Below are 1,166 nucleotides of genomic sequence, written 5' to 3'. Positions count from 1 at the left end.
TTTGACCAAATCACACCTTGATTGTTTTGAATTAACGGACTTTGAATAGAGATCAAACCTTCAGCGGCAATCTTCCCTTCAGTATTATCTAACCCTTTTTTCAAATTCAATGAAAAGGCCTCTTTACCACGCTGAACCCAGCTACTCTTCTTATTATTAAGTTGTGCGGTATCTATCGCAAAATACCCTGCATTTAGGTTAGCATTCTCCGCTAAAATAATATCAGGACTGCTTAATGCAGTACGCCCCTCACTGTATAATGTTGCTTGATTCAAATTTAAAGGTGATTGAGTAGATTGGAAAGCAATACTATCAGCTGTTGATTGACTTTCAGATAAATCAAGGGTACCTGCTTTAGCATTAATTTGACCACTCGCTAGATGCTGAGCTTTAGATGAAACAGAATTTTCAGCTGAGAGCGTAATGCTAGCACCTTGGGCACTTTGACTATCTAATGAACGAGTCTCACCCTGTGTCGTTTCTTGAGCAGTTACACCTGCAGCAATTAACGCACCTTTACTAGCCTCAATATTCTTCGCTTGGTAAGTAACATTACCCTTCACTACAGTTTCACCTGTTTGAGTGAGATTATCCTTAGCTTGAACTAAGATCCCACCCTGACGCGAAACAATCGAACCATGTTGTGCCACATTAGCTTGAGAGCGTAATGATACATTACCTTGCTTAGTTTCAATTTTACCTGTATTTTCAATGGATTTTTTGGCGTTAATCTCGGCTTGTTGCGTTGAGCTGATAGTGCCACTATTGATAACTTTTCCTTGGCTATCAATCTTCACCTCACCTGCAGCAGCACCAATATGCCCCGCATTGCGCACACCAAGGCCTTGACCGTTATCCACTAAATGGATTTTCTCCGCATACATCCCGCCCAATTGGCTTACATCCACACTATAGCTTTGGTTTTCGCCTTGGGTATCAAAAGTGCGGTCAGTGTTATCGGTGTTTTTATCACCCACGTACACAACCGAATCGTTGGTGCGGTCAACGTTATTTTTACCTGTGGTAACTTTAATACCTTTCTTCGACCAAACCCCACCTTTGATTTCTGCTTTCTCCGCGATAATATCGGTGTAATCAGATTGGCTGTTATCCATCCCTTTTTGACCAACCGTCACTTTACCGCCTTTTACGCGATAGCCTTTCAA

The 1,166-nt window shown here is 41.7% G+C and carries 1 protein-coding gene; it reads right to left on the bottom strand.

Annotated features, from left to right (window positions below):
- Positions 1 to 1,166 (bottom strand): two-partner secretion domain-containing protein (locus KKW16_RS08960; RefSeq protein WP_502793455.1); only part of this gene is annotated, 1,166 nt, incomplete at both ends.

The sequence above is a fragment of the Haemophilus sp. SZY H8 genome (assembly GCF_018829755.1).
GTDB classification, from domain to species: Bacteria; Pseudomonadota; Gammaproteobacteria; order Enterobacterales; family Pasteurellaceae; genus Haemophilus; species Haemophilus haemolyticus_K.
The sequence above is the reverse complement of the archived record's forward strand: the minus strand, read 5'-3'. Positions and strand labels throughout refer to the sequence as shown.